The organism is Streptomyces sp. NPDC058758, assembly GCF_042746075.1.
GTDB lineage: Bacteria > Actinomycetota > Actinomycetes > Streptomycetales > Streptomycetaceae > Streptomyces.
Genome location: NZ_JBHYPS010000014.1, coordinates 76,152 through 99,554 on the forward strand (window position 1 = coordinate 76,152; position 23,403 = coordinate 99,554).

General features: G+C 70.8%; 25 protein-coding genes and 4 tRNA genes. 20 read left to right on the forward strand and 9 right to left on the reverse strand.

The window, feature by feature from the left end; translation table 11 throughout:
- The first annotated feature begins 17 nt into the window (after positions 1-17).
- From htpX to ACFW6A_RS18820, 3 genes are read left to right on the forward strand one after another with little or no spacing between them, the layout of a single operon-like run.
- Complete coding sequence (gene htpX, locus ACFW6A_RS18810; protein WP_351844791.1) at positions 18-881, forward strand: zinc metalloprotease HtpX; 864 nt, start codon at positions 18-20, stop codon at positions 879-881.
- Positions 878-1,306, forward strand: a complete 429-nt coding sequence (locus ACFW6A_RS18815) for a YccF domain-containing protein (protein WP_351844793.1) — start codon at positions 878-880, stop codon at positions 1,304-1,306. The genes htpX and ACFW6A_RS18815 overlap by 4 nt, the downstream gene beginning before the upstream one ends.
- 3 nt (positions 1,307-1,309) lie before the next feature.
- Complete coding sequence (locus tag ACFW6A_RS18820; protein ID WP_351844795.1) at positions 1,310-2,332, forward strand: hypothetical protein; 1,023 nt, start codon at positions 1,310-1,312, stop codon at positions 2,330-2,332.
- On the opposite strand, the gene ACFW6A_RS18825 is transcribed toward ACFW6A_RS18820, so the two are convergent.
- The 4 genes from ACFW6A_RS18825 to ACFW6A_RS18840 all read right to left on the reverse strand — a co-directional run bounded on the left by ACFW6A_RS18825 (position 2,298) and on the right by ACFW6A_RS18840 (position 5,226).
- Positions 2,298-3,536 carry an amino acid permease gene (locus ACFW6A_RS18825; RefSeq protein ID WP_351844797.1) on the reverse strand — a complete coding sequence of 413 codons (1,239 nt, stop codon included), beginning with the start codon at positions 3,534-3,536 and terminating at the stop codon, positions 2,298-2,300. The two genes, ACFW6A_RS18820 and ACFW6A_RS18825, sit on opposite strands and share 35 nt — an antisense overlap.
- On the reverse strand, positions 3,533-4,159 hold the full coding sequence (locus tag ACFW6A_RS18830; protein WP_386478811.1) for an alpha-ketoglutarate-dependent dioxygenase AlkB family protein: 627 nt from the start codon (positions 4,157-4,159) through the stop codon (positions 3,533-3,535). Before ACFW6A_RS18830 ends, ACFW6A_RS18825 begins: the two co-directional genes overlap by 4 nt.
- Complete coding sequence (locus ACFW6A_RS18835; protein WP_386478814.1) at positions 4,156-4,662, reverse strand: methylated-DNA--[protein]-cysteine S-methyltransferase; 507 nt, start codon at positions 4,660-4,662, stop codon at positions 4,156-4,158. The genes ACFW6A_RS18830 and ACFW6A_RS18835 overlap by 4 nt, the downstream gene beginning before the upstream one ends.
- Positions 4,663-4,734: 72 nt before the next feature.
- The gene (locus tag ACFW6A_RS18840) at positions 4,735-5,226 is read right to left on the reverse strand and encodes a YajQ family cyclic di-GMP-binding protein (RefSeq protein WP_031009290.1); all 492 of its coding nucleotides are present in this window, start codon (positions 5,224-5,226) and stop codon (positions 4,735-4,737) included.
- Between the two features lie 171 nt (positions 5,227-5,397).
- Between ACFW6A_RS18840 and ACFW6A_RS18845 the strand changes: the two genes are divergently transcribed.
- A tRNA-Tyr gene (locus ACFW6A_RS18845) sits at positions 5,398-5,479 on the forward strand.
- Between the two features lie 70 nt (positions 5,480-5,549).
- On the opposite strand, the gene ACFW6A_RS18850 is transcribed toward ACFW6A_RS18845, so the two are convergent.
- Together ACFW6A_RS18850 and ACFW6A_RS18855 are read right to left on the reverse strand one after the other, a co-directional pair.
- Positions 5,550-6,206 (reverse strand): SDR family oxidoreductase, encoded by a 657-nt coding sequence (locus tag ACFW6A_RS18850; protein WP_386641542.1) that lies wholly within the window; start codon positions 6,204-6,206, stop codon positions 5,550-5,552.
- Positions 6,207-6,222: 16 nt separating this feature from the next.
- Positions 6,223-7,494 carry an amidohydrolase family protein gene (locus ACFW6A_RS18855; RefSeq protein ID WP_351844805.1) on the reverse strand — a complete coding sequence of 424 codons (1,272 nt, stop codon included), beginning with the start codon at positions 7,492-7,494 and terminating at the stop codon, positions 6,223-6,225.
- A 207-nt stretch (positions 7,495-7,701) separates the two neighbouring features.
- Between ACFW6A_RS18855 and ACFW6A_RS18860 the strand changes: the two genes are divergently transcribed.
- From ACFW6A_RS18860 to ACFW6A_RS18885, 6 genes are all read left to right on the forward strand, one after another.
- A tRNA-Thr gene (locus ACFW6A_RS18860) sits at positions 7,702-7,774 on the forward strand.
- Positions 7,775-7,818: 44 nt separating this feature from the next.
- A tRNA-Met gene (locus ACFW6A_RS18865) sits at positions 7,819-7,891 on the forward strand.
- Between the two features lie 89 nt (positions 7,892-7,980).
- Positions 7,981-8,145 (forward strand): 50S ribosomal protein L33, encoded by a 165-nt coding sequence (gene rpmG / locus ACFW6A_RS18870; RefSeq protein ID WP_003956487.1) that lies wholly within the window; start codon positions 7,981-7,983, stop codon positions 8,143-8,145.
- 104 nt (positions 8,146-8,249) lie between these two features.
- A complete protein-coding gene (locus ACFW6A_RS18875; protein WP_386482655.1) occupies positions 8,250-8,702 on the forward strand; it encodes a MaoC family dehydratase N-terminal domain-containing protein in 453 nt (150 codons plus the stop codon).
- A 2-nt stretch (positions 8,703-8,704) separates the two neighbouring features.
- On the forward strand, positions 8,705-9,133 hold the full coding sequence (locus tag ACFW6A_RS18880; protein WP_351844809.1) for a MaoC family dehydratase: 429 nt from the start codon (positions 8,705-8,707) through the stop codon (positions 9,131-9,133).
- 48 nt (positions 9,134-9,181) lie between these two features.
- Positions 9,182-10,246: a UDP-N-acetylmuramate dehydrogenase gene (locus tag ACFW6A_RS18885; protein ID WP_351844811.1), complete on the forward strand. Its 1,065-nt coding sequence runs from the start codon at positions 9,182-9,184 to the stop codon at positions 10,244-10,246.
- On the opposite strand, the gene ACFW6A_RS18890 is transcribed toward ACFW6A_RS18885, so the two are convergent.
- The gene (locus tag ACFW6A_RS18890; protein ID WP_386641547.1) at positions 10,243-10,881 is read right to left on the reverse strand and encodes an NAD(P)-dependent oxidoreductase; all 639 of its coding nucleotides are present in this window, start codon (positions 10,879-10,881) and stop codon (positions 10,243-10,245) included. The genes ACFW6A_RS18885 and ACFW6A_RS18890 overlap by 4 nt on opposite strands.
- 86 nt (positions 10,882-10,967) lie before the next feature.
- Here ACFW6A_RS18890 and ACFW6A_RS18895 point away from each other — a divergent pair, with 86 nt between their 5' ends.
- The gene (locus ACFW6A_RS18895) at positions 10,968-11,564 is read left to right on the forward strand and encodes a TetR/AcrR family transcriptional regulator (RefSeq protein WP_386641550.1); all 597 of its coding nucleotides are present in this window, start codon (positions 10,968-10,970) and stop codon (positions 11,562-11,564) included.
- Here the strand turns inward: ACFW6A_RS18895 and ACFW6A_RS18900 are convergent.
- The gene (locus tag ACFW6A_RS18900) at positions 11,557-12,576 is read right to left on the reverse strand and encodes an adenosine deaminase (protein WP_386641553.1); all 1,020 of its coding nucleotides are present in this window, start codon (positions 12,574-12,576) and stop codon (positions 11,557-11,559) included. The genes ACFW6A_RS18895 and ACFW6A_RS18900 overlap by 8 nt on opposite strands.
- A 121-nt stretch (positions 12,577-12,697) precedes the next feature.
- Positions 12,698-13,924, reverse strand: coding sequence for a pyridoxal phosphate-dependent aminotransferase (locus ACFW6A_RS18905; RefSeq protein WP_351844819.1), 1,227 nt, complete (start codon positions 13,922-13,924; stop codon positions 12,698-12,700).
- A gap of 203 nt (positions 13,925-14,127) precedes the next feature.
- Here ACFW6A_RS18905 and ACFW6A_RS18910 point away from each other — a divergent pair.
- From ACFW6A_RS18910 to rpoB, 9 genes are all read left to right on the forward strand, one after another.
- Positions 14,128-14,200, forward strand: a tRNA-Trp gene (locus ACFW6A_RS18910).
- Positions 14,201-14,304: 104 nt separating this feature from the next.
- The gene (secE, locus tag ACFW6A_RS18915; RefSeq protein WP_043228836.1) at positions 14,305-14,589 is read left to right on the forward strand and encodes a preprotein translocase subunit SecE; all 285 of its coding nucleotides are present in this window, start codon (positions 14,305-14,307) and stop codon (positions 14,587-14,589) included.
- A gap of 44 nt (positions 14,590-14,633) precedes the next feature.
- A complete protein-coding gene (nusG, locus tag ACFW6A_RS18920) occupies positions 14,634-15,527 on the forward strand; it encodes a transcription termination/antitermination protein NusG (RefSeq protein ID WP_386482668.1) in 894 nt (297 codons plus the stop codon).
- Positions 15,528-15,712: 185 nt separating this feature from the next.
- Entirely contained in the window at positions 15,713-16,147 is a 435-nt protein-coding gene (gene rplK / locus ACFW6A_RS18925; RefSeq protein WP_030494213.1) for a 50S ribosomal protein L11, read from the forward strand.
- A gap of 83 nt (positions 16,148-16,230) precedes the next feature.
- Positions 16,231-16,959 carry a 50S ribosomal protein L1 gene (gene rplA / locus ACFW6A_RS18930; RefSeq protein WP_351844824.1) on the forward strand — a complete coding sequence of 243 codons (729 nt, stop codon included), beginning with the start codon at positions 16,231-16,233 and terminating at the stop codon, positions 16,957-16,959.
- Positions 16,960-17,087: 128 nt separating this feature from the next.
- Complete coding sequence (locus ACFW6A_RS18935) at positions 17,088-18,029, forward strand: hypothetical protein (RefSeq protein ID WP_386641556.1); 942 nt, start codon at positions 17,088-17,090, stop codon at positions 18,027-18,029.
- A gap of 246 nt (positions 18,030-18,275) precedes the next feature.
- A complete protein-coding gene (rplJ, locus tag ACFW6A_RS18940; protein ID WP_030757401.1) occupies positions 18,276-18,806 on the forward strand; it encodes a 50S ribosomal protein L10 in 531 nt (176 codons plus the stop codon).
- A 111-nt stretch (positions 18,807-18,917) separates the two neighbouring features.
- Complete coding sequence (rplL, locus tag ACFW6A_RS18945) at positions 18,918-19,304, forward strand: 50S ribosomal protein L7/L12 (RefSeq protein WP_360800197.1); 387 nt, start codon at positions 18,918-18,920, stop codon at positions 19,302-19,304.
- A 545-nt stretch (positions 19,305-19,849) separates the two neighbouring features.
- Positions 19,850-23,332: a DNA-directed RNA polymerase subunit beta gene (gene rpoB, locus ACFW6A_RS18950; RefSeq protein ID WP_351844830.1), complete on the forward strand. Its 3,483-nt coding sequence runs from the start codon at positions 19,850-19,852 to the stop codon at positions 23,330-23,332.
- The last annotated feature ends 71 nt before the right edge of the window (positions 23,333-23,403 follow it).

Sequence of the window (23,403 nt, forward strand, 5' to 3'; positions counted from 1 at the left end):
CACTTGGAGGGCGTACCGTGCACCGCCGGCACAACGGGCTGAGGACCGCCGTACTCCTCGGAGGGCTCTCCGCCCTCATCATCGTCATCGGCAGCTTCTTCGGCCGTACGGGCCTGATCGTCGGACTCGTCGTCGCGATCGGCACCAACGCGTACGCGTACTGGAACAGCGACAAGCTCGCCCTGCGGGCCATGCGCGCCCGCCCCGTCAGCGAATTCGAGGCCCCCGCCCTCTACCGGATGGTGCGGGAGCTCTCCACCCAGGCCCGCCAGCCGATGCCGCGCCTCTACATCTCGCCGACCCAGGCGCCCAACGCCTTCGCCACCGGCCGCAACCCGCGCAACGCCGCCGTCTGCTGCACCGAGGGCATCCTCGCCATCCTCGACGAGCGCGAGCTCCGCGGCGTCATCGGCCACGAACTGAGCCACGTCTACAACCGGGACATCCTCATCTCCTCGGTCGCCGGCGCACTCGCCTCCGTCGTGATGTTCCTGGTCAACTTCGCCTGGCTCATCCCCGTCGGCCGCTCCGGCGACGACGACGGCCCCGGCCTCCTCGGCTACCTGCTGATCCTGGTCCTCGGCCCCGTCGCCGCCTCCATCATCCAGCTCGCCATCTCCCGCTCCCGCGAATACGAGGCCGACGCCTCCGGCGCCCAGCTCACCGGCGACCCCCTCGCCCTCGCCAGCGCCCTCAGGAAACTCGAAGCCGGCACCAAGCAGCTCCCGCTGCCCCCCGAGCCACGCATCGAGACCGCGAGCCACATGATGATCGCGAACCCCTTCCGTCCGGGTAAGGGACTCTCCAAGATGTTCTCGACCCACCCGCCCATGGCCGAGCGGATCGCCCGGCTCGAAGAGATGGCAGGTCGCCGCCCGTGAAGACCGTTCTCAACGTCATATGGCTCGTCCTCTCCGGCTTCTGGCTGTTCCTCGGCTACCTCCTCGCCGGGGTCCTGCTCTGCATCACGATCATCGGCATCCCCTTCGGCCTGGCCGCCTTCCGCATCGGCCTCTACGCCCTCTGGCCCTTCGGCCGCACCGTCGTCGACAAGCCCGGCGCCGGCGCCGCCTCCTGCATCGGCAACGTCCTCTGGCTGATCCTCGCCGGCTGGTGGCTCGCCATCGGCCACATCGTCACCGGCGTCGCGCTCTGCATCACGATCATCGGCATCCCGCTCGGCATCGCGAACTTCAAGCTCATCCCCGTCTCGCTGCTGCCCCTCGGCAAGGACATCGTCCCCACCGACCAGGCGTACGGCGGCCAGGCCCACGCCCAGCAGACCTACGGCCGCCCCGGCTTCTGAGCCGTGCACCAACCGCGCTACGCCCTGCTCTCCGGCCTCCACGCCGTCGCCCTCTGCCGCGACGTGCGCGGCCTCTACGGCGACCCCGTGCCGCCCCCGCGGGTCCGCCACGAACTGCGCGGCTGCGAACCGCGCGGCGAACTGGCCCGGGCCGTCACCCAGGCGATCGTCGAGGGCACGGCCCCGCTCGGCACGCTCGACGTCGGGACCCCGGGCGGCGACTGGCGGCTCACCGCCGTCCGGGTCCTCGGCGCCCGCGGCGACGTCGTCACCGTCGAGTCCGCCGGCCCGCCGCGCCGCCTGCACGGCGCGGTCGGCGCGGTCCCCTGCGGAAACCTCGTCCGGGTCTCCCCGAGGCCGCCCGAGGAGCTGACCCACGAGGAGGTCACCTTCCTCGGCTGCTCCCCGCGCGGCGCCCTCCGCGACGCCCTGGCCGCCGGCGCCACCGAGTTCGAGACCGTCCGCTACCAGGTCCTCGACCGGACCTCGGGACCCCAGCACGAGGCTGAGGCCGGCCGGGTGACCGCCGCCGCGGACTCCCGCCTCCACCACGGGCTCGTCGACCTCACCGTGGCCTTCCCCCGCTCCGGCCTGATCCCCCCGCCGACCCGCGAGGTCTGGGACCTCTTCCACGGGTACGAGCCGCCGCCCGCCCCCGGCACCTGGCGCCGCTACACCGGCACCGCGCGCGCCGAGTGGCTGAACCAGGCCGCCCGCCGCGCCCACCGCGACCCGCGGCCCGTCCCCGGCACCGCGTACGCACTCGACGGGCGCGGCGTCACCGACGAGGACGCCTTTCTCTGCGCCCTCGGCGAGGCCGTCCTCGGCCCCGGCCGCGCCTTCGAGGTGGGCGCCCCCCGCGCCCTCGGCGCCGAACTGTCCGGCTGCACCCTGGTCTGGCACCACGCCGCCGTCGCCCGCGCCTGCCTCGGCGTCACCCCGCTCCTCGCGGCCCGCCGCCCCGCCACCTTCCAGGAGTTCGTCGACGGCCTCAGGGCCGAGGGAGTCCGGGTCGTCCTCGACTGACCGCGTACGCCACCACGCCCGCCGCCAGGACCGCCGCCCCGGCCAGCACCGAGCCCAGCGGCAGCGCCGCCGCCAGCGCCGCGCACCCGGCGAGCCCCGCCGCGGCCAGGACCCGGTGGCGCCCGCCCAGCGTCCACGCCGAGGCGTTCGCGATCCCGTAGTACGCGAGGACGCCGAAGGACGAGAAGCCGATCGCGCCCCGCACGTCCGCCGTCGCCGCCGCCACGGCCACCACCGCGCCCACGGCCAGCTCCGCCCGGTGCGGCACCCGGAACCTCGGGTGCACGGCGGCCAGCCCCCCGGGCAGGTACCCGTCCCTGGCCATCGCCAGCGTCGTACGGGACACCCCGAGGATCAGCGAGAGCAGCGAGCCCAGCGCCGCGACCGCCGCGCCGGCGGTCACCACCGGCACCAGCCAGGAGGCGCCCGCCGCCCGCACGGCGTCGGCGAGCGGCGCGGCGGAGCCGGCCAGGCCGAGCGGCCCGAGCGCGACCAGGACGGCCACCGCGACCAGCGCGTACACCCCGAGCGCGAGGCCCAGCGCGAGCGGCACCGCCCGGGGGATCGTCCGCGCCGGATCGCGCACCTCCTCGCCGAGCGTGGCGATCCGCGCGTACCCCGCGAACGCGAAGAAGAGCAAACCCGCGGCCTGGAGCACCCCGCCCGCCGACACCTCCCCGCCGAGGCCGGAAAGGCCCCCGGGAGCGCCGGCGAAGGAAGCCGTGACGACGGCCGCGAGCACCGCCAGGACCCCCGCCACGATCACCCGCGCCAGCAGCGCCGACTTCTGGACGCCCCGGTAGTTCACGGCCGTCAGGGCGACCACGGCGGCCACCGCCACCGCGTGCGCCCGCTCCGGCCACAGATAGGCGCCGACGGTCAGCGCCATCGCCGCGCAGGAGGCCGTCTTGCCCACCACGAAGGCCCACCCCGCCAGATACCCCCAGAAGGGACCCAGCCGTTCGCGACCGTACACATAGGTGCCGCCGGACTCCGGGTACAGGGCGGCGAGCCGGGCCGACGCCATCGCGTTGCAGTACGCCACCGCGGCGGCGAGCCCCAGCGCCGCGAGCAGCCCCGCCGACGTCCCGGCCGCGCCGGCCGCCGGCCCGAGGGCCACGAAGATCCCGGCGCCGACCATGGCGCCCAGCCCGACGACGACGGCGTCGAGGACGCCGAGGGAACGGCTGAGTCCGGTGGTCACGCGCTTCCCGTCTCCCGCAGAGTGATGTTGAGCCGCCCGGTCAGGCCGAGCGACGGATCGGCCGTCCCAGGAAACACCCTCGGCACCCCGTGGTACACCCACCGGGACTCCCCGCCGAAGACGAAGAGGTCCCCGGAGGCCAGCTCCACGTCGGTCCAGGGCCGTCCCCGGCCCTCGGCGTTGCCCAGCCGGAACACGCAGCGGTCGCCGAGGCTCAGCGACACCACGGGCGCCCCCGACCGCTCCTCCCTGTCCTGGTGCATGCCCATCCGGGCGCCGTCCCCGTAGAAGTTCACCAGCGCCGTGTCGGGCGCGTAGCCGCCGTCGTCCCCGTACGCCTCGGCCACCGCCGCCCGCCCCAACGCGCGCAGCCAGCCGGGCAGTTCGACGGCGACGGAGTCCAGGTAGCGGTACGGCACCCACTGCCGCCCCAGGCACAGCGACCGCACCGACATCACGCCCCCGCCGGGCAGCACGGTCTGCCGGTACGTCAGCGGACCGCGCCCGAACTCCCGGCAGGCCTCGACCAGTTCCCGCTGCCGGCCGGCCGGCAGCCACCCCGGGACGTGCACCGCACCGGGCGCGACCTCCGCCCGCTCGCGCGGGAAGAGCCCCTCGGTCACGCGAGGGCTCCCTCCAGGCCGAGCAGCGACCGCTTGCGCTCCGGCCCGGCCGCGTACCCGCGCAGACTCCCGTCCGCGCCGATCACCCGGTGGCAGGGCCGCACCACGAGCAGCGGATTGCGCCCGATCGCCGTCCCCACCGCCCGCACCCCGACCCCGCCGGCCCCGACCCGCCGCCCGATCTCGCCGTAGCTGACGGTCGTCCCGTACGGGATCTCCTCCAGGGCCGCCCAGACCCGCCGCTGGAACTCCGTCCCGACGCCGGCGTCCAGCTCCACGTCGAACCGCTCCCGCCGCCCGTCGAAGTACTCCGCCAGCTGCCGCACCGCCCCGTCGAAGGCCCCCTGGTCGCGGACCCAGCCCTCGCCGACCGCGACGGCCCCCTTCTGCCCCGGCAGCGAGAGCGACCGCAGCACGGCGCGGCCCCCCGTCGAGAGCCGCCCGGTCAGCAGCATCTCGCCCAGGGGGCCGTCGGCGTACGCGTACACGGTGATGTCGTCCATGGCTCCAGTGTGCGAGCCCCGCCGCCCGGAGACCGGCGGCTTTCGGACACGACCCTGCGGGACCCGGAGGGGTCAGCGGTAGTTCACGAACTGGATCGCGAAGTCGAAGTCCTTGCCCTTGAGCAGCGCCTGCACGGCCTGGAGGTCGTCACGGCTCTTCGAGCTGACCCGCAGCTCGTCGCCCTGCACCTGCGCCTTGACGCCCTTGGGGCCCTCGTCGCGGATGGTCTTCGCGACCTTCTTCGCGTTCTCCTGCGAGATGCCCTCGGTGACCGACGCGAAGAGCTTGTACTCCTTGCCGGACAGCTGCGGCTCGCCCTCGACGTCCAGCGACTTGAGCGAGATCCCCCGCTTGATCAGCTTGGACTGGAAGATGTCGAGGATCGCCATCACGCGCTCCTCGCCGTTCGCCTGCATCAGGATCTTCTCGCCCGACCAGGAGATCGAGGCGTTGGTTCCCTTGAAGTCGTAGCGCTGGGAGATCTCCTTCACGGCCTGGTTGAGGGCGTTGTCGACCTCCTGCCGCTCGACCTTGGAGACGATGTCGAAACTGGAGTCGGCCATGACTCGTGGCTCCTTGCTCGGATGCTGTGGGGTACCCCCAAAGCCTAGGGGGTGACCCGGCGCCCGAACCGCTGATCAACCGGGTGGCGAACCACCCCCCGGGATCGGGTATTGTTTACGTCGTTGCCAGGGAACACCGCCGAAAAGCGGGGAACCGAGGCGACAACCCATGGCGATGTGCCCGAGTGGCCAATGGGAGCGGACTGTAAATCCGTCGGCTTAGCCTACCCAGGTTCGAATCCTGGCGTCGCCACACTGAAGAAGGTCCCCGGTGTTCGCACCGGGGACCTTCTTCGTTCCGTCCGTGGACGGGGGGCGGCCGGTCAGTTGCCGGCCACGTCCCTCACCGCGACCGTGACCGGGGTCGATCCGCCGACCAGTTCCAGGGTCAGGCCGGCCGTGCCGGGGGAGTCCACCAGCTCGGCGAGGACCGCCGCCACGTCGTCGCGGGGGACCGGGCCGCGGCCCGTGCGGGCCTCCAGGCGGACCAGGCCCGTGCCGGCGTCGTCGGTGAGCATGCCGGGGCGCAGGATCGTCCACTCCAGGCCCGGACGGGACCGGACCGCGTCGTCCGCCGCGCCCTTCGCCCGCAGGTAGACGTCGAAAACCTCGTCCCCCTCGTGCCGGGCGTCCGCGCCCATCGAGGAGACGACGACGAAACGGCGGACACCCGCCCGCTCCGCCGCGTCCGCGAACAGGACCGCCGCCCCGCGGTCCACCGTGTCCTTGCGGGCGGCCCCGCTGTCCGGGCCCGCGCCCGCCGCGAAGACGGCCGCGTCCGCGCCCCGCAGGACCTCCGCGACCTCCTCCACGGACGCCGCCTCCAGATCCAGCACGACGGGCTCCGCGCCCGCCGCCCGCAGGTCCTCCGCCTGCTCCGGGCGGCGGATCAGCCCGACCGCCTCGTGTCCGCCCGCCGAGAGCAGCCGCTCCAGGCGCAGGGCGATCCGACCGTGTCCTCCAGCGATGACGATGCGCATACCCCGACCGTACGGCTCAGCGGGCCGCCGGGCCTCCCGGCTCGGGCCGGCCGGCCTGTCGCGGCAGGTCCAGCGCCGCCGCCGAGTCGCAGTACTCCCGCACCGCGCTCGTCCGCGCCACCACCCGCCCCCGGTGCACCACGATCCGGCTGTACGCCAGCGACAGCACGCCCGCGAGCCGCTCGCCCCGCACCGCCACCAGCTCCGCGGGGAAGCCCGCCTCCACCCGGACCTCCGGAAGGCCCATCGCCTCCCGCGCCCGGGCGCTCACCGCCCCGTACGCCTCCTCCGGCTCCAGGCCCCCCAGCGAGGCCAGCAGGAAGGCCGCCTCCAGCGGATCCCCGCGCCCCACCGGGTTCGCCACGTCCCGCAGCGCTCCGCCGCCCGCCGCCAGCCGCACCCCCGCCGACCGCAGCAGCCGCACCGGGGCCGCGCCCCGCCGCCCGCTCCCCGCGCAGCCGCCCTGCGGCAGGCACACCACCGTCACGCCCGCCGCCGCCAGCCGGTCCGCCGCCCGCCCCGCCACCTCCTCCGGCAGCCCGGCGAGCCCCGCGCACGGGCCGATCGCCACCCCGGGCCGCAGCCCGCCCGCCATCGCCGCGAAGCGGGCGAGCCGCGCCGGGTCGTCCCCGTCCGTGTGCAGGTCCACCGGCACGCCGTGCTCGGCCGCCACCTCCAGGACCGCCTCCACGTACCCCGCCGGGTCCGGGTCCAGGTCCGGGCAGCCGCCCACCACCCCGGCGCCCATCTTCACCGCGTCCCGCAGCATCGCGAGGCCGTCCGCGCCCGCCGCCCCGGTCAGCAGCCGGGGCACCGCCACCGCCGTGAGGTCCGCCAGCCCGCGCAGCGAGCGCCGGGCCTGGAGGACGGCCTCCAGCGGGCCCAGCGCGTGCACGCCGCCGATCCGGACGTGGGCCCGCAGCGCGGTCGCCCCGTGCCCGAGCTGGAGCAGCGCCGCCTCGGTGGCCCGGCGCTGCACCTCCTCGGGGGCGTACGAGACCGGGCCCGGGGCGTCCGCGGAGAGCGCGGTGTCGGCGTGGGCGTGCGGCTCGGCCGGCGCCGGCAGCAGCAGATGGCCGGACAGGTCCACCCGGGAGCCGGCGGTGCTCAGGCTGCCCGCCGTGCCGACGGCCTCGATCCGGCCCCGCGCGAGCCGCACGTCCACGGTCCGTCCGTCGGCCAGCCGGGCGTTCGACAGCAGGAGCGCGTGCGCGTCCCCGGTCGCCGCGCCGCCCGCGTCGCCCGCGTCGTCGGAGGGCGGACGGGGCTGCTTGCTGTCGGCCGACATCGGGCTCCTCACCAAGTCACCAAGATCGAGATCACGCAGCGTGGGGCAGAGCCTAGGGGCGGCCGGCGCCGCCTTCGGGGAGGAGCGCAATAGTCGTACCGATGAGTCCACGAGTGGCGTACGGGGCGGGGGCGCGGGCCCGCCGGAGGGCCCCGGCGAAACGGATTTGGGTGATGGGCCGCAGACCGTGTAATGTCTTCCTCGCTCGCCCCAATAGCTCAGTCGGCAGAGCGTCTCCATGGTAAGGAGAAGGTCTACGGTTCGATTCCGTATTGGGGCTCTGGTGCTGGGAATCCCGCCTTCGGGCGGGGTTGCCGACATCAAAGCGGTGTAGCTCAGTCGGTAGAGCAAGCGGCTCATAATCGCTGTGTCACCGGTTCAAGTCCGGTCACCGCTACACACGGTAGCCGATTGTGGGGTCGGTCCTGCGATCGGCTACTCTTTCATGCGTTCATCCATCCAATCCGTCCGTCAAGGAGCACTCACGTGGCTGCCACCGACGTCCGCCCGAAGATCACGCTGGCCTGCGTGGAGTGCAAGGAGCGGAACTACATCACCAAGAAGAACCGGCGTAACAACCCGGACCGTCTTGAGATGAAGAAGCACTGCCCCCGCTGCAACTCGCACACCGCGCACCGCGAGACGCGCTAATCAGGCTCGTTCACGAGGCCGTCCCCACCAGGGGGCGGCCTCGTGGCGTTTCCCGACACGCTCCGCACCATCGGCATAAAGATCCAGCAGGAGGTATCGAGTCCATGGCGCTCGACCAGTCCTTCGTGGGCCGGACCTATCCGCCCACCGCGCCCTACGAGGTCGGCCGCGAGAAGATCCGCGAATTCGCCGAAGCGGTCGGTGACGCGAATCCCGCGTACACCGATCCCGAGGCGGCCAAGGAACTCGGCCACCCCGACGTGATCGCCCCGCCGACCTTCGTGTTCGCCATCACCTTCAAGGCCGCCGGCCAGGTGATCGAGGACCCGCAGCTCGGCCTCGACTACAGCCGGGTCGTCCACGGCGACCAGAAGTTCGCCTATACCCGGCCCGTCCGCGCCGGCGACCGCCTCGCGGTCACCTCCACCATCGAGGCCGTCAAGTCGCTGGCCGGCAACGACATCCTGGACATCCGCGGCGAGGTCCACGACGAGACCGGCGAGCACGTCGTCACCGCCTGGACCAAGCTCGTCTCCCGCGCCCCCGAGGAGGCCTGACCATGACCGCGAAGATCGCCTACGCCGAGGTCGAGGCCGGCACCGAGCTGCCCGCGCAGACCTTCCCCGTGACCCGCGCCACCCTCGTCCGCTACGCGGGCGCCTCCGGGGACTTCAACCCGATCCACTGGAACGAGAAGTTCGCCGTCGAGGTCGGGCTCCCGGACGTCATCGCCCACGGCATGTTCACCATGGCCGAGGCGATCCGCGTCGTCACCGACTGGGCCGGCGACCCCGCCGCCGTCGTCGAGTACGGCGTCCGCTTCACCAAGCCCGTCGTCGTCCCCAACGACGGCGTCGGCGCCGTGATCGAGGTCTCCGCCAAGGTCGCCGCCAAGCTGGACGACAACCTCGTCCGCGTCGACCTCACGGCCACCAGCGCCGGACAGAAGGTGCTGGGGATGAGCCGGGCGGTCGTCCGCCTCGCCTGAGCGGCCACGACGGCTTGCTTTTTCGCCCGCGAAAAAGCAAGCCGTAATGTGGGGCGGGTGCAGCTCCTCAACGACGCCCCCCTCGCCCCCCTGACCACCTTCCGGCTCGGCGGTCCCGCCACCCGGCTCGTCACGGCCACCACCGACGACGAGGTGATCGCCGCGGTCCGCGAGGCCGAGGTCTCCGGGACGCCGCTGCTCGTCATCGGCGGCGGCTCCAACCTGGTCATCGGGGACAAGGGCTTCGAGGGGACCGCGCTGCGGATCGCCACCACCGGCTTCACCCTCGACGGGACCCGGCTGGAGGTCGCCGCCGGCGAGGTCTGGACCGACGTCGTCGCCCGGACCGTGGAGGCCGGACTCGCCGGGGTCGAGTGCCTCGCCGGCATCCCCGGCTCGGCCGGCGCCACCCCGATCCAGAACGTCGGCGCCTACGGGCAGGACGTCTCCGCCACGATCACCGAGGTCGTGGCGTACGACAGGGACGACCACCAGGTCGTCACGCTCACGAACGAGCAGTGCGACTTCTCGTACCGGCACAGCCTCTTCAAGAAGCTGCCGGACACCTACGTGGTGCTGCGCGTCCGTTTCGAGCTGGAGGACGCCGGCGGCATGTCCGCCCCGATCGCCTACGAGCAGACGGCCCGCGCCCTCGGCGTCGGGATGGGCGACCGGGTGCCGCTCGCCCGGGCCCGCGAGACCGTCCTGAAGCTGCGCGCGGACAAGGGCATGGTCCTGGACCCCGAGGACCACGACACCTGGTCCGCCGGGTCCTTCTTCACCAACCCGATCCTCACCAACGACGAGTTCGACGCCTTCCGGGCCCGTGTCGCCGAGCGGCTCGGGCCGGACGCCCAGGCCCCGGCCTTCCCGGTCGGGACCTCGTTCACCAAGACCTCCGCCGCCTGGCTCATCGACAAGGCCGGCTTCACCAAGGGGTACGGCTCCGGGCCCGCCCGGATCTCCACCAAGCACACCCTCGCCCTCACCAACCGCGGCGAGGCCACCACCGAGGACCTGCTCGCCCTCGCCCGCGAGGTCGTCGCCGGCGTCCGGGACGCCTTCGGGATCACCCTCGTCAACGAGCCCGTCACCGTGGGCGTGGAGCTCTAGTACGCCACCCCGACGCCCCGCCCGACCGTCGCCGGGTCGTCGAGCGACGCCAGCATCGCGTGGGCCACGTCCGCGCGGGCCAGGGTGCGGCCCCGGGGCGGATTGCCGCCGACGACCGTGCGGTAGCGGCCGGTGAGCGGCTTGTCCGTCAGCTTGGGCGGCCGGACCGAGGTCCAGTCGGCGGCGCCGGCGGCCAGCTCGGACTCCATGGCCCGCAGGTCGGTGTAGACGTCCTTCAGGACCCGGCTGATCACCGCCAGGACGGCCTTGTCGAGCAGGCCCTCGTCCTCCGGCGCCGGCCCCACGGGGGCCGCGCTCACCACCACCAGCCGCCGCACGCCCTCGGCGTCCATCGCGGCGAGCACCGGCCGGGTCAGCCGGGTGGCGACGCCCGCGGCCGCGTCCGCCCGGCTGCGGGCGCCCAGACCGGACAGGACCGCGTCCCGGCCGGCCACCGCCGGCCGCAGGGCCCCGGCGTCCGTGAGGTCGGCGCGGAAGACCTCCAGGCGATCCCCGGTCACCGCGAAGCGCGCGGGATCCCGCACGACCGCCGTCACCTCGTGCCCGGCCCCCAGGGCCTGCCGGACGATCTCCTGTCCGATGCCGCCGGTCGCACCGAAGACGGTGAGCTTCATGACGCAGCCTCCCGAGGTGGGTGAGTACTCACTCACCTCAGGGTGGGTGGATACTCGCTCACACGTCAAGCGTGCGTGGAGGATGCGTGGAACAGAAGCCGACCCGGACCCGGATCGTCGACGCCGCGCGCGACCTCATGGCCACCGTGGGCCTCGCCCGCACCACCACCAAGGAGATCGCCCGGGCGGCGGGCTGCTCGGAGGCCGCGCTCTACAAGCACTTCACCGGCAAGGAGGAGCTCTTCCTCGCCGTCCTCACGGAACGGCTGCCGCGGCTCGGCGGCCTCCTGGAGGCGCTCGCCGTCGACCCCGGCGACCGCACCGTCGAGGAGAACCTCACCGAGATCGCCCGCCGGGCCGCCCTCTTCTACGAGCAGTCCTTCCCGATCGCCGCCTCGCTGTACGCCGAGCCCCGGCTCAAGGCCCGCCACGACGCCGGCATGCGGGAACTCGGGGCCGGACCGCACCAGCCGATCGAGGGCCTCACCGCCTACCTCCGGGCCGAGCAGCGGCACGGCCGCATCGGCCCCCACGCCGACCCGCAGGCCGCCGCCGCCCTCCTCCTCGGGGCCTGCGTCCAGCGGGCCTTCGCCTACGGGACGACCCCGGAGGGGGAGCCGCCGCAGCCGCTGGACGCCTTCGCGGCCGCCGTCGCCCGCACCCTGATCAGGGGCCTCAGCTAGCCAGCCAGCCGTCGATCCCGGCCAGCAGCTCCTTCCGCACGCCCTCCGGGGCCGCCGAGCCGCGGACCGACTGCCGGGCCAGCTCCGCCAGCTCCTCGTCCGTGAAGCCGTGGTGGCGGCGGGCGATCTCGTACTGGGCGGCCAGCCGGGAGCCGAAGAGGAGCGGGTCGTCGGCGCCGAGGGCCATCGGGACGCCCGCCTCGAAGAGGGCGCGCAGGGGGACGTCCTCGTGCTTCTCGTAGACGCCCAGGGCCACGTTCGACGCCGGGCACACCTCGCACGTCACGCCGCGCTCGGCGAGCTTGCGCAGCAGCCGCTCGTCCTCGGCCGCCCGCACGCCGTGCCCGACGCGGGCCGCCCGCAGGTCGTCCAGGCAGTCGCGCACGGAGGAGGGGCCGGTCAGCTCGCCGCCGTGCGGGGCCGCCAGGAGGCCGCCCTCGCGGGCGATCGCGAAGGCCCGGTCGAAGTCGCGGGCCATGCCCCGGCGCTCGTCGTTGGAGAGCCCGAAGCCCACCACGCCCCGGTCCGCGTACCGCACCGCCAGCCGCGCCAGGGTGCGGGCCTCCAGCGGGTGCTTCATCCGGTTCGCGGCCACCAGGACGCGCATGCCGAGGCCGGTCTCCCGGGAGGCCGCGTCGACCGCGTCCAGGATGATCTCCAGGGCCGGGATGAGGCCGCCCAGGTGCGGCGCGTACGAGGTCGGGTCGACCTGGATCTCCAGCCACCCCGAACCGTCCCGCACGTCCTCCTGCGCCGCCTCCCGCACCAGCCGCCGGATGTCCTCCGGCGAACGCAGGCAGGAGCGGGCGATGTCGTACAGGCGCTGGAAGCGGAACCAGCCGCGCTCGTCGGTCGCGCGCAGCTGCGGCGGCGTCCCGCTCTTCAAGGCCTCCGGCAGGTGCACCCCGTACTTGTCGGCCAGTTCGAGGAGGGTCGAGGGCCGCATCGAACCGGTGAAGTGCAGGTGCAGGTGGGCCTTGGGCAACAGGGTGAGATCGCGGGGGTGCTCCATCGCCCGATCCTGCCTTACCCGAATGGCGGTATGCACGGCGATTCCCCGATCGATACCCGACCGAACGCAAAAACGGGCCCCGGTTCCGGCGGAACCGGGGCCCGTCGCCGTGCGCGGCGGATCAGTCGCGGGCCTCGGCCAGCAGCTTCTGGATCCGGGACACGCCCTCCACCAGGTCCTCGTCACCGAGCGCGTACGAGAGGCGCAGGTAGCCGGGGGTGCCGAAGGCCTCGCCCGGGACGACCGCGACCTCGGCCTCGTCCAGGATCAGCGCGGCCAGCTCGACGGAGCTCTGCGGGCGCTTGCCGCGGATCTCCTTGCCGAGCAGCCCCTTCACCGACGGGTACGCGTAGAACGCGCCCTCGGGGGTCGGGCAGTAGACGCCCTCGATCTCGTTGAGCATCCGCACGATCGTCTGGCGGCGCCGGTCGAAGGCGGTGCGCATCTCCGCGACCGCGTCCAGGTTCCCGGAGACGGCGGCCAGCGCGGCGACCTGCGCCACGTTGGAGACGTTCGAGGTGGCGTGCGACTGGAGGTTGGTCGCCGCCTTCACGACGTCCTTCGGGCCCACGATCCACCCGACGCGCCAGCCGGTCATCGCGTACGTCTTGGCCACGCCGTTGACGACGATGCACTTGTCGCGCAGCTCGGGCACGATCGCCGGCAGCGAGGTGAACTTCGCGTCGCCGTAGACCAGGTGCTCGTAGATCTCGTCGGTGAGGACCCACAGGCCGTGCTCGACGGCCCAGCGGCCGATCGCCTCGGCGTCGGCCTCGCTGTAGACGGCGCCCGTCGGGTTCGAGGGGGAGACGAAGAGGACGACCTTGGTCCGCTCCGTGCGGGCCGCCTCCAGCTGCTCCACCGAGACGCGGTAGCCGGTCGTCTCGTCGGCCACGACCTCCACCGGGACACCGCCGGCGAGCCGGATCGACTCCGGGTAGGTGGTCCAGTACGGGGCCGGGACGATGACCTCGTCGCCCGGGTCGAGGATCGCGGCGAAGGCCTCGTAGATCGCCTGCTTGCCGCCGTTGGTCACCAGGACCTGGGAGGCGTCCACCTCGTAGCCGGAGTCGCGGAGCGTCTTGGCGGCGATCGCGGCCTTCAGCTCGGGCAGGCCGCCGGCCGGCGTGTAGCGGTGGTACTTCGGGTTCTTGCAGGCCTCGACGGCCGCGTCGACGATGTAGTCCGGGGTCGGGAAGTCGGGCTCGCCGGCGCCGAAACCGATCACCGGGCGCCCGGCGGCCTTGAGGGCCTTGGCCTTGGCGTCGACGGCGAGGGTGGCGGACTCGGAGATCGCACCGATCCGGGCGGAGACCCGACGCTCGGTGGGAGGGGTAGCAGCGCTCATACGGCCATCGTCCCAGACCCCCTCGCGGCCCGGCACACAGGTTTCAGGGAGCGGACAGGAGCGGTCGATACCGGTCGGGAAGGGGCCCGCGGGCAGGTCGGCGCGGTTCCTGTTCGACGCGGGGGCCCAAGGTCACGTACACTCACTCCTCGTTGGCCCGCACCGGCCCCGTCACACATGGGGTAGGTTGGGGGACACCGCAAAGGGTCGTAGCTCAATTGGTAGAGCACCGGTCTCCAAAACCGGCGGTTGGGGGTTCAAGTCCCTCCGGCCCTGCTACACACACCGCCAGGTTGTGTGCGCATGTACGTCTTCATTGCATTGTCGTGCGGCTCCACCCGGGCGCGGCACGGCCACGACCCGGAATCAGGTGAGAGATCGTGACGGACGCCGTTGGCTCCATCGACATGCCTGATGCCGAAGACGCGTCCGAGTCGAAGAAGAAGGGCCGCAAGGGCGGCAAGCGCGGGAAGAAGGGCCCCCTGGGCCGTCTCGCCGTCTTCTACCGGCAGATCATCGCCGAGCTCCGCAAGGTCGTCTGGCCCACGCGTAGTCAGCTCACCTCGTACACCACGGTCGTCATCGTCTTCGTGGTCGTGATGATCGGCCTGGTGACCGTGATTGACTTTGGCTTCCAGGAAGCAGTCAAGTACGTCTTCGGCTGACTTTTTGTTCCACCCCATCTGTATCGCAGGAAGAAGCAGCCACCGTGTCTGACGCGAACCTGAACGACGCCTTCGAGTCCGAGTCCGTCGAGGACGAGCTGGACATCGTCGAGGCCGCCGACGAGGACGAGGCTGCGGACGCCGCGGCGGACGACGCCGTCGAGGACTTCGCGGACGACGAGGACGCGGACGACGAGTCCGAGCCCGTCGCCGACGAGACCGAGGACGACGAGGCCGCCGAGGACGAGTCCGACGAGGACGACGCCGAGGTCGAGGACGCGATCGAGGAGACCGAGGAGGAGGCCGAGCCGGCCGCCCCCGTCGACCCCGTCGCCGCGCTCCGCGAGGAGCTGCGCACGCTGCCCGGCGAGTGGTACGTCATCCACACCTACGCGGGCTACGAGAAGCGCGTGAAGGCCAACCTGGAGCAGCGCGCCGTCTCGCTCAACGTCGAGGACTTCATCTACCAGGCCGAGGTGCCCGAGGAAGAGATCGTCCAGATCAAGGGCGGCGAGCGGAAGAACGTCAAGCAGAACAAGCTCCCCGGCTACGTCCTCGTCCGCATGGACCTGACCAACGAGTCCTGGGGCGTCGTCCGCAACACCCCCGGCGTCACCGGCTTCGTGGGCAACGCCTACGACCCGTACCCGCTGACCCTGGACGAGATCGTCAAGATGCTCGCCCCGGAGGCCGAGGAGAAGGCCGCCCGCGAGGCCGCCGAGGCCGAGGGCAAGCCGGCTCCGGCCCGCAAGCTGGAGGTCCAGGTCCTCGACTTCGAGGTCGGCGACTCGGTCACCGTCACCGACGGCCCCTTCGCCACCCTCCAGGCCACGATCAACGAGATCAACCCGGACTCGAAGAAGGTCAAGGGCCTCGTCGAGATCTTCGGCCGCGAGACCCCGGTCGAGCTCAGCTTCGACCAGATCCAGAAGAACTGACCGCCTTCCCGGTCGTTCGCTGGATCGTCACCGAGTTTCCGAACAGGTCAGAGGGGCTGTCACAGCCCCTCTGACCTGCTCGGTTTTTGGACGCACGACCATACCCGTTATCGTTGTGCGGTATGCCTCCATCCGGATGACCGGATGGATCGGCTGAAAACTCTCACTAGGACCCGGAGAGAGCAATGCCTCCCAAGAAGAAGAAGGTCACGGGGCTCATCAAGCTCCAGATCAACGCCGGTGCGGCCAACCCGGCCCCGCCGGTCGGCCCCGCGCTCGGCCAGCACGGCGTCAACATCATGGAGTTCTGCAAGGCCTACAACGCCGCGACCGAGTCGCAGCGTGGCTGGGTGATCCCGGTGGAGATCACGGTCTACGAGGACCGCTCCTTCACCTTCATCACCAAGACCCCGCCGGCCGCGAAGATGATCCTCAAGGCCGCGGGCGTGGAGAAGGGCTCCGGCGAGCCGCACAAGACCAAGGTCGCCAAGATCACCGAGGCGCAGGTCCGCGAGATCGCCACCACCAAGATGCCCGACCTCAACGCGAACGACCTGGACGCCGCGTCGAAGATCATCGCCGGCACCGCCCGTTCCATGGGCATCACGGTCGAGGGCTGATCACCCCCCCTCGTGACCTCAGTGGTAGGGCCAGCGCTTGGTCCGCACCACGACTCCACACCTGAAACACCACAGGAGCAGAAGTGAAGCGCAGCAAGTCCCTCCGCGCTGCGGACGCCAAGGTCGACCGGGAGAAGCTCTACGCTCCCCTCGAGGCCGTCCGCCTTGCCAAGGAGACCTCCACCACGAAGTTCGACGGCACCGTCGAGGTCGCCTTCCGCCTGGGTGTCGACCCGCGCAAGGCCGACCAGATGGTCCGTGGCACCGTGAACCTCCCGCACGGCACCGGCAAGACCGCCCGGGTCCTGGTCTTCGCGACCGGTGAGCGTGCCGAGGCCGCGGTTGCCGCGGGCGCCGACATCGTCGGTTCCGACGAGCTGATCGACGAGATCGCCAAGGGCCAGCGCCTGAACGAGTTCGACGCCGTGGTCGCCACCCCGGACCTCATGGGCAAGGTCGGCCGCCTCGGCCGCGTGCTCGGTCCGCGTGGTCTCATGCCGAACCCGAAGACCGGCACCGTCACCCCCGACGTCGCCAAGGCCGTCAACGACATCAAGGGCGGCAAGATCGAGTTCCGCGTCGACAAGCACTCGAACCTGCACTTCATCATCGGCAAGACGTCCTTCGACGACACGCAGCTGGTGGAGAACTACGGTGCGGCCCTGGAGGAGATCCTCCGTCTGAAGCCGTCCGCCGCCAAGGGCCGCTACATCAAGAAGGCCGCCATCAGCACCACGATGGGCCCCGGCATCCCGGTCGACTCGAACCGCACCCGTAACCTCCTCGTCGAGGAGGACCCGGCCGCGGTCTGAGCCTTCCGGCTCTGACGCAGTCAGTCTGAAAGCCGCCCCCCGTTCCTCTCCGGAGGAACGGGGGGCGGCTTTTTTCGCGTCTCCTCCTGTCGTAGCCGTCCGATACGGTTCAAGGGAACGCAAAGACGATGATCACGAAGATCAAGGGGTGGGGAACACCTATGAGCAAGTCCTCCTGGAAGCGCGCGGGCGTCGCGACCCTCTCCGCGGCGGCTCTCGTTGCGGGCCTGGCCGGCTGTGACGACGGCGACGCGAAGGCGGCCGGCAAGGCCCTCGCCGACCCGCTGCAGGCCCTCACGGCGGCGTACGAGAAGACCTCGGCGGCGAAGTCCGCCAAGTTCCGCATGACGATGGAGGTGGAGGGCACCGGTGCCGACGCCGGCACCATCACCATGACCGGCGTGCAGGGCTGGGACCCGACCCTCATGGACGTCACCATGTCCGGCGGCGCCTTCGCCGCCGGGAAGTCCGCGGGCGGACCCGACAAGATGCGCATGATCATGCGCGACGACGTCATGTACATGGACATGGGCGAGAAGCAGGCCGCCCAGATGGACGGCAAGCGCTGGATCAAGATGGACCTCGCCGGCCTCGCGGAGGAGTCCGGCGACGCCTCCCTCCAGCAGCTGACCCAGGGCATGGGCGGCAGCACCAACCAGGACCCCGCGCAGCAGCTCGCGATCCTCCTGGAGTCCCCCGGCATCAAGCACGTCGGGCCGGAGAAGGTCGAGGGCGTCGACACCGAGCACTACAAGGGCTCGGTCTCCATGGACGAGGTCCTCAAGAACGACAAGTCGTTCAAGGGCATGACGGCGGAGCAGCGCAAGTCCTTCACCGCGACCCTGGAGAAGTCCGGCGTCGAGGGGTACGACACCGAGCTCTGGGTCGACCAGAACGGCTACCCGGCGAAGATGATCGTCGACATGGAGATGCCGCAGGGCGCGGTGAAGCTGACCGCCTTCTACTCCGACTACGGCACCCAGGCCGCCGTCGAGGCGCCGCCGGCCGGGGAGACCGTGGACTTCCTGGAGATGATGAAGGGCATGTCCGGAGAGGGCGCCGAAGGCTGATTTGCCCATGGCCCAGGCCATCACGTACGCTTCCACAGAAGCCAAAGACCGCTGGTCGTTGCTGTGCCCTTACCGGGTGCGGTGGCCGAAGGATCCGTTGACGACGGACGACCCGCGCAGGTGACTGTGGAAAGTTCCCGGACGTTTCGTCCGGTCGAGCTCAGCCCCGTGCGCCTGCGCCGGGGCGTTTTGCTTGTTCAGCCCCTTCTGAGCGGTCCTCATCACCCGGAAGGAGGCGAACGCACTATGCCGACGCCCAACAAGGCTGCATCGGTGGCCGAGCTCAAGGACGCGTTCCAGAGCTCCAACGCCGCCGTGCTGACCGAGTACCGGGGTCTCACCGTCGCGCAGCTCAAGACGCTGCGCCGCTCGCTCGGTGAGAACGCCCAGTACGCCGTGGTGAAGAACACGCTGACCAAGATTGCGGCCAACGAGGCCGGGATCACCGCACTGGACGAGCACTTCGCTGGTCCGACCGCGGTCGCCTTCGTCACCGGTGACCCGGTGGAGTCGGCGAAGGCCCTGCGTGACTTCGCCAAGGAGAACCCGAACCTCATCATCAAGGCCGGTGTCCTTGACGGTAAGGCTCTCTCCGCCGACGACATCAAGAAGCTTGCGGACCTCGAGTCCCGCGAGGTTCTGCTCAGCAAGCTGGCCGGCGCCTTCAAGGGCAAGCAGTCTCAGGCTGCTCAGCTCTTCCAGGCTCTGCCGTCGAAGCTCGTCCGCACCGTGGACGCGCTCCGTGCCAAGCAGGCCGAGCAGGGCGGTGCCGAGTAATTCGGCTCGCGCATTGATCCGCGCCGCCTAGCGCGCGGGTCGTAGCGGGCCGTTACGCCCGCCTCTACAGACACATCGGCACCTGCCGAATTAGTGGAAGGATCGCCCATCATGGCGAAGCTCTCTCAGGACGACCTCCTCGCCCAGTTCGAGGAGATGACCCTCATCGAGCTCTCCGAGTTCGTGAAGGCCTTCGAGGAGAAGTTCGACGTCACCGCCGCCGCGGCCGTCGCCGTTGCCGCCCCCGCCGCCGGTGGTGGCGACGCTGCCGGTGCCGCCGAGGAGCAGGACGAGTTCGACGTCATCCTCGAGGGTGCCGGCGACAAGAAGATCCAGGTCATCAAGGTCGTGCGCGAGCTCACCTCCCTGGGCCTCAAGGAGGCCAAGGACCTCGTCGACGGCACCCCGAAGCCGGTCCTCGAGAAGGTCGCGAAGGAGGCCGCTGACAAGGCCGCCGAGGCCCTCAAGGCCGCCGGTGCCTCCGTCACGGTCAAGTAAGACCGTTTCGGTTCGCTGAGCCGAATCCCGCCCCCGTGTAACGCGGAGGCACCGAAAGGCGATCATCCATCTGGGTGGTCGCCTTTCGGCGTTCCCGGGACCCGCGTGGCGGGGGTCCTGCGAGCCGCCGGAAGCGGAGTATGGTGATCTTCGCCGTGCGCCGCTCGCGGGCGGGGGCCTTGACGAACGGCACGCCGCGCGCAATTCTCAGGACGCGTCGTCAAACGATCCGATTCCGAGGCATGGATCGACGACCGAACGGGCAGTATCGAGGTGCGCCGCACGGCGCGAGTACCGCGGAGTTGAGAGCAACGAGGGTCGCGAGGAAGTCGCCCTGGACATCAGTGGGCCAAGTGGCTACACTGTCCCTTTGCGCTGCCTGTTAGCTGCCCCCTGCCCGTCACCAGGGGCATACCTTCGCATCAGCTTCGTGGACCGACCCCGTCTGACCTGGCCTTTTGGTCACTTCAGGAAACGTCTGCCGTGAAGCGTTGCTGGGGACCGGTACGCGCGTAGTGAGTCCGAGCCCTCGGAAGGACCCCCTCTTGGCCGCCTCGCGCAACGCCTCGAACAACATGAACAACGCCGCCAGCACCGCCCCGCTGCGCATCTCCTTCGCAAAGATCAAGGAGCCCCTCGAGGTTCCGAACCTCCTCGCGCTGCAGACCGAGAGCTTTGACTGGCTGCTCGGCAACGCCGCCTGGAAGGCTCGCGTCGAGGCCGCCCTCGAGTCGGGACAGGACGTCCCCACGAAGTCCGGTCTGGAGGAGATCTTCGAGGAGATCTCCCCGATCGAGGACTTCTCCGGGTCGATGTCGCTGACCTTCCGCGACCACCGCTTCGAGCCCCCGAAGAACAGCATCGACGAGTGCAAGGACCGTGACTTCACGTACGGCGCCCCGCTCTTCGTCACCGCCGAGTTCACCAACAACGAGACCGGCGAGATCAAGTCCCAGACGGTCTTCATGGGCGACTTCCCGCTCATGACGAACAAGGGCACCTTCGTCATCAACGGCACCGAGCGTGTCGTCGTCTCGCAGCTCGTCCGCTCGCCGGGCGTCTACTTCGACTCCTCCATCGACAAGACGTCCGACAAGGACATCTTCTCCGCCAAGATCATCCCGTCCCGGGGTGCCTGGCTGGAGATGGAGATCGACAAGCGCGACCTCGTCGGTGTCCGCATCGACCGCAAGCGCAAGCAGTCCGTCACCGTCCTCCTCAAGGCCCTCGGCTGGACCACCGAGCAGATCCTCCAGGAGTTCGGCGAGTACGAGTCCATGCGCGCCACCCTGGAGAAGGACCACACCCAGGGCCAGGACGACGCGCTGCTCGACATCTACCGCAAGCTGCGTCCGGGCGAGCCGCCGACCCGCGAGGCCGCTCAGACGCTGCTCGAGAACCTCTACTTCAACCCGAAGCGCTACGACCTCGCGAAGGTCGGCCGCTACAAGGTGAACAAGAAGCTCGGCGCCGACGAGCCGCTGGACGCCGGCGTGCTCACGACCGACGACATCATCGCCACGATCAAGTACCTCGTGAAGCTCCACGCGGGCGAGACCGAGACGATCGGCGAGAACGGCAACGAGATCGTCGTCGAGACCGACGACATCGACCACTTCGGCAACCGTCGTCTGCGCAACGTCGGCGAGCTCATCCAGAACCAGGTCCGCACGGGTCTGGCCCGCATGGAGCGCGTCGTCCGCGAGCGCATGACCACCCAGGACGTCGAGGCGATCACGCCGCAGACCCTGATCAACATCCGGCCGGTCGTCGCCTCCATCAAGGAGTTCTTCGGCACCAGCCAGCTGTCCCAGTTCATGGACCAGAACAACCCGCTCTCGGGTCTGACGCACAAGCGTCGTCTGTCCGCGCTGGGCCCCGGTGGTCTCTCCCGCGAGCGGGCCGGCTTCGAGGTCCGAGACGTGCACCCGTCCCACTACGGACGCATGTGCCCGATCGAGACCCCCGAAGGCCCGAACATCGGTCTGATCGGTTCGCTCGCCTCGTACGGCCGCGTCAACGCGTTCGGCTTCATCGAGACGCCGTACCGCAAGGTCGTCGACGGCCGGGTCACCGACGAGGTCGACTACGTCACCGCCGACGAGGAGGACCGGTTCGTCATCGCGCAGGCCAACGCCGCGCTCGACGACGAACTGCGCTTCACCGAGAACCGCGTCCTGGTCCGCAAGCGCGGCGGCGAGGTCGACTACGTCGAGCCGTCGGACGTGGACTACATGGACGTCTCGCCGCGCCAGATGGTGTCGGTCGCGACCGCCATGATCCCCTTCCTCGAGCACGACGACGCCAACCGTGCCCTCATGGGCGCGAACATGATGCGTCAGGCGGTGCCGCTGATTAAGTCGGAGGCCCCGCTCGTCGGCACCGGCATGGAGTACCGCTGCGCCACCGACGCCGGCGACGTGCTCAAGGCCGAGAAGAGCGGTGTCGTCCAGGAGCTGTCGGCCGACTACGTCACGGTCGCCAACGACGACGGCACGTACAACACGTACCGCCTGCACAAGTTCTCCCGCTCGAACCAGGGCACCTCGGTCAACCAGAAGGTCGTCGTCAACGAGGGCGACCACGTCATCGAGGGCCAGGTCCTCGCCGACGGCCCCGCCACCGAAGACGGCGAGATGGCGCTCGGCAAGAACCTGCTCGTGGCGTTCATGCCGTGGGAGGGCCACAACTACGAGGACGCGATCATCCTGTCGCAGCGCCTCGTGCAGGACGACGTCCTCTCCTCGATCCACATCGAGGAGCACGAGGTCGACGCCCGTGACACCAAGCTCGGCCCCGAGGAGATCACCCGGGACATCCCGAACGTCTCCGAGGAGGTCCTCGCCGACCTCGACGAGCGCGGCATCATCCGCATCGGTGCCGAGGTCGTCGCCGGCGACATCCTGGTCGGCAAGGTCACGCCCAAGGGCGAGACCGAGCTGACCCCGGAGGAGCGCCTGCTCCGCGCGATCTTCGGCGAGAAGGCGCGCGAGGTCCGCGACACCTCGCTGAAGGTCCCGCACGGCGAGATCGGCAAGATCATCGGCGTCCGCGTCTTCGACCGCGAGGAGGGCGACGAGCTTCCCCCGGGCGTGAACCAGCTGGTCCGCGTCTACGTCGCCCAGAAGCGCAAGATCACCGACGGTGACAAGCTCGCCGGCCGCCACGGCAACAAGGGCGTCATCTCCAAGATCCTGCCGATCGAGGACATGCCGTTCCTTGAGGACGGCACCCCGGTCGACATCATCCTCAACCCGCTGGGCGTCCCGTCCCGAATGAACCCGGGACAGGTCCTGGAGATCCACCTCGGCTGGCTCGCCAGCCGCGGCTGGGACGTCTCCGGCCTCGCGGACGAGTGGGCGCAGCGCCTCCAGGCGATCGGCGCCGACCAGGTCGCCCCCGGCACCAACGTCGCCACCCCCGTCTTCGACGGTGCGCGCGAGGACGAGCTGGCCGGCCTGCTCAACCACACCATCCCGAACCGCGACGGCGAGCGCATGGTGCTCCCGACCGGCAAGGCGAGGCTGTTCGACGGCCGCTCCGGCGAGCCGTTCCCGGACCCGATCTCCGTCGGGTACATGTACATCCTCAAGCTCCACCACCTGGTCGACGACAAGCTGCACGCGCGTTCGACCGGCCCGTACTCGATGATCACCCAGCAGCCGCTGGGTGGTAAGGCCCAGTTCGGTGGCCAGCGCTTCGGTGAGATGGAGGTGTGGGCGCTGGAGGCTTACGGCGCCGCGTACGCCCTCCAGGAGCTGCTGACGATCAAGTCCGACGACGTGACCGGCCGCGTGAAGGTCTACGAGGCCATCGTCAAGGGCGAGAACATCCCTGAGCCCGGCATCCCCGAGTCCTTCAAGGTGCTCATCAAGGAGATGCAGTCCCTGTGCCTCAACGTGGAGGTGCTGTCCTCGGACGGCATGTCCATCGAGATGCGCGACACCGACGAGGACGTCTTCCGCGCAGCGGAGGAGCTCGGCATCGACCTGTCCCGGCGCGAGCCGAGCAGCGTCGAAGAGGTCTGACGGGAGTCCGGCGGACCTTGAGTGATCAAGGTCCGCCGGCCCCAGGACCCCCGTATCAGACCCCACAGCCT